At 57.3% G+C, this 3,711-nt stretch carries 5 protein-coding genes; all 5 read left to right on the forward strand.

Annotated elements, in window-relative coordinates; genetic code table 11:
* The coding region (locus tag FJ311_16000; GenBank protein ID MBM3952937.1) for an alcohol dehydrogenase at positions 1-335 on the forward strand (335 nt) is incomplete at its 5' end.
* Positions 332-1,540 (forward strand): hypothetical protein, encoded by a 1,209-nt coding sequence (locus FJ311_16005; GenBank protein ID MBM3952938.1) that lies wholly within the window; start codon positions 332-334, stop codon positions 1,538-1,540. The genes FJ311_16000 and FJ311_16005, both read left to right, overlap by 4 nt.
* 8 nt (positions 1,541-1,548) lie before the next feature.
* The gene (locus tag FJ311_16010) at positions 1,549-2,703 is read left to right on the forward strand and encodes an N-acetyl sugar amidotransferase (GenBank protein ID MBM3952939.1); all 1,155 of its coding nucleotides are present in this window, start codon (positions 1,549-1,551) and stop codon (positions 2,701-2,703) included.
* A gap of 18 nt (positions 2,704-2,721) precedes the next feature.
* Positions 2,722-3,483, forward strand: a complete 762-nt coding sequence (gene hisF, locus FJ311_16015) for an imidazole glycerol phosphate synthase subunit HisF (protein ID MBM3952940.1) — start codon at positions 2,722-2,724, stop codon at positions 3,481-3,483.
* A gap of 8 nt (positions 3,484-3,491) precedes the next feature.
* Positions 3,492-3,711, forward strand: a 220-nt coding sequence (locus FJ311_16020; GenBank protein ID MBM3952941.1) for an imidazole glycerol phosphate synthase subunit HisH, incomplete at its 3' end; no start/stop codon positions are given.

Consider the following 3,711-nt stretch of genomic DNA (forward strand, 5'->3'; position numbering starts at 1 on the left):
AGGCCGCCGCCACCATGTGCGTGCGCGAATACGATTTCCGGGTACCCTACGGCGTCGTCCAACTCGAAGGCGCGCGGATCAGCGGCCTGGTCGAGAAGCCGGTCCATTCCTTCTTCGTCAACGCCGGGATTTACGTGGTCGAACCAACCCTGCTCGACGATGTTCCTCGCGACGGCCGCCAGTTCCACATGACGCACCTGTTCGAAAACGCCCGCGCCGCCGGCCGAGATACCGCCGCCTTTCCGATCCGCGAATACTGGATCGACATCGGCCAAGTCGACGAATTAGAGCAGGCTCATCGCGATTTTTCCCTTGAATTCGACAAAACACGATGAAACTCCGTCGCCTAGTCTGCATTATAAAACAACCGCTATCCAAGCGAGATATTCATCGACTCGGCATCACGGCGGCATTGGAGCGAAATATTGAGGTCACAGTAATTGATGTCAGTGATCTACTCCATCCTGATCTCAGAAATGAGCGATCACTTGATCTGACGGACGCCGGGTTCAATCACCTTGTTTTCTCCGGGTGGGGAGATCTAGAGGAAAATGCCCATATTCTCGCACGCGCTGACCTAGTCGTGATGGCGATTGTATCCTTCGGCCCCTCCCGTGGAGCCTTGCCATTCCTTCGGCTCATTGCACGGCATCGAACGCCATACCTGATTTTTCAACCGCAGATCTACCCTCGCCATAATTTGGCCACGCCCCGACAATCCGTCATATCGTGGCTGCGTGACCTTGCCACCCGCATCATAAAAATGGATCCGATTAATTCCATAATCGCTCGCTTGTCGCCGGAGTTGCTGGGGGTTCCCCGCGCTGCTTTCGCCGTATTTGGATCCGCCGAATCAGCCATTAGCGTGAATCCGCTGATAGGTCCCGACACTTTCCGCATCAACGCCCATAGTTGGGACTATGATCTTTATCTTGAGCATCGCTCCGCCGCGGACCAAATTTCCGAAACGGCTGTCTTTTTAGATCAGTATCTTCCCTATCATGAAGACTATGTTCCCTTAAGGGCGGCGCCGCTCAATGCCGAGCATTACTACGCGGGCCTGCGACGCGTCTTTGATCGAATTGAGAATGAATTGGGCCTTAATGTCGTAATCGCCGCCCATCCCAGATCGGATTACACGGATAAGCCGGAAGCATTCGGATCTCGTCCCGTAATCCGCGGAGAAACCGCGGCATTAATTGCCAAGAGCCGGTTGGTCATCGCCCACAACAGCACCGGGATCGGCCTTGCGGTTGCATTCCGGAAACCTGTCATGCTGATCGTTACGAAGGAATTATACCACCGCCAAGTTTACGAGAAACATTTCTATGATGGTTTCGCGGAGGAACTTGGCACCCCCCTGCGTTACTTCGATCAACGGGACGCGATGCCCCTCCAGGGGGCCCTATTGATCGATGATAAAGCGTACGATCAATACGTGGCGAGATATCTTCGAGCCTCCGATGAAAATCGCCCTCTATGGGACATCATCTATGATGCTATTGCGGCGTCTAATCTCTCCCAGTTTTTCAAACAGTAAAGAGCGCCATGCAAAAAATCGACGTCTCCACCCAATATAACCTTCCCAAAGAGGTGAGGTATTGCAAGCGTTGCGTAATCTCGAATCAGCGCCCTCGCATGGCTTTTAACGAAGACGGCATTTGCTTCGCCTGCTTGTTCGCGGACTACAAGAACAATTCCATAAATTGGGACAACCGCGAACGAGAATTGCGGGATCTGCTGGATCGTTATCGTCGCAAAGACGGGGGATTCGACGTCATTGTCCCTTCAAGCGGCGGTAAAGACAGTGCAATTGTTGCCCACAAGCTCAAATACGAATTTGGCATGAATCCGTTGACGGTCACTTGGGCGCCCCACAAATACACCGAGATCGGTTGGGAGAACTTTCAAGGATTAATCCATTCCGGCCTTGATAACATCATGGGACACCCGAACGGAATCATTCACCGCAAGTTGACAAAGCTGGCTTTGTTCGAAAACGGCGATCCGTTCACTCCTTTTGTTTTCGGCCAGGTTCTCTTCCCCTTGCGCGTTGCGCTCCAGTTCGGGATTAAGCTTATTTTTTCAGGCGAGAACGGCGAGGCAGAGTATTCGGGAGATCCGGCAGCCTGGGATAAGCGCGGATTTGCTGTTGACGAGTACGCCCGCTTCTGGTTCTCGGGGAATTCCGTCGAACAATGGCTTGATAGGGGATTCTCACGAGCCGATCTCGCGATGTACCTCCCGCCAGATCAGAGCCGAGTTTTAGAATCAGGGATCGAGCGGCATTTCTGGAGCTACTATAAAAAATGGATTCCCCAGGAAAACTTCTACTACGCCGCCGAGCACACCGGGTTCAAACCGAACCCGCTGGGCCGCTCGGAGGGCACCTACTCGAAGTACGCAAGCCTCGACGATCGAATCGATGGGTTTCACTATTACTTCGCCCTCCTGAAATTCGGCCATGGCCGCGCAACATCGGATGCCGCACATGAAATTCGGGATGGCCATATTACCCGCGAGGAAGGTGTCGCCCTGGTACGCCGATACGACATGGAATTCCCCAAGCGTCATTTCAATGAGTTTCTCGAATACTGCGATATCACCGAGGATGAATTCTGGGAGGCTTGTGAAATTTGGCGCAATGATAATCTTTGGATTAAATCCGGTAACGAGTGGAAGCTGAAGACACAAGTTTCCTAGGATTCTTGGCTGTCCGGCATGTCTCTTTTCCGCCTCATCGCTCGGCTCGACATTAAAGGACCCAACCTGATCAAGGGCATCCAACTTGAAGGGTTGCGCGTTGTCGGCGATCCGCGTGCCTTTGCCGGGCGCTATTACAACGAAGGCGCCGACGAGATTCTCTACATGGATGCCGTCGCCAGCCTGTACGCCCGCGATACCATGCTCGATATCGTGCGCCGCACCGCCGAGGAAGTATTCGTGCCGGTGACGGTCGGCGGCGGGCTGCGGTCGGTCGAGGACGTGCGGACCATGCTGCGCGCCGGCGCCGATAAGGTCGCCGTCAACTCGGCGGCTACCTTACAGCCCGAGCTGGTCTCCGATATCGCGCGGACTTTCGGTTCCCAGTGCATGGTTCTGCAAATCGACGCCAAGCGCACTGGTCCCGGCCGCTGGGAAGCCTATCGCGATTGCGGACGCGAACACACCGGCCTGGACGCGGTCGCCTGGGCGCGGCAAGGCGAGGCGCTGGGCGCGGGCGAAATCCTGCTCACCTCGGTCGATCGGGAAGGGACGCTGCGCGGCTTCGACGTCGAGCTGATCGCCGCCGTGACCGCCGCCGTGTCGATTCCCGTGATCGCCTCGGGCGGCATGGGCAGCTTTACCCACCTGCATGACGCCGCCGTCAGGGGCGGCGCCGACGCCGTCGCCGTCGCCCATCTGGTGCATTACGGTAAGGCCACTTTCCCCGCCCTGCGCGCCGAGGCGCTTGCGCGCGGCTTGCCGGTTCGGGCGGCCTGATCGGCTCCATGACCGCGACCGTCACGCTCGTCGATTACGGCGCCGGGAACCTGCTTTCGGTGGCGCGCGCCTTTCGCCACCTCGGCGCCGAGGTGATCCTGGCCGACACCCCCGCCGCCGTCGCCGGCGCCGCGCGGCTGGTGCTGCCGGGCGTCGGCGCCTTCGCCGCCTGCATGACGGGGCTGGAGGACAAGGGACTGACCGACGCGGTGCGCCGCTTCGCCGCCG

The organism is Rhodospirillales bacterium (assembly GCA_016872535.1).
Classification (GTDB): Bacteria; Pseudomonadota; Alphaproteobacteria; order Rhodospirillales; family 2-12-FULL-67-15; genus 2-12-FULL-67-15.

Bases quoted from the DNA above. Each gene is read 5' to 3' on its own strand.
- FJ311_16005 (MBM3952938.1), top strand. From the start codon at position 332: ATGAAACTCCGTCGCCTAGTCTGCATTATAAAACAACCGCTATCCAAG.
- FJ311_16010 (MBM3952939.1), top strand. From the start codon at position 1,549: ATGCAAAAAATCGACGTCTCCACCCAATATAACCTTCCCAAAGAGGTG.
- hisF (MBM3952940.1), top strand. From the start codon at position 2,722: ATGTCTCTTTTCCGCCTCATCGCTCGGCTCGACATTAAAGGACCCAAC.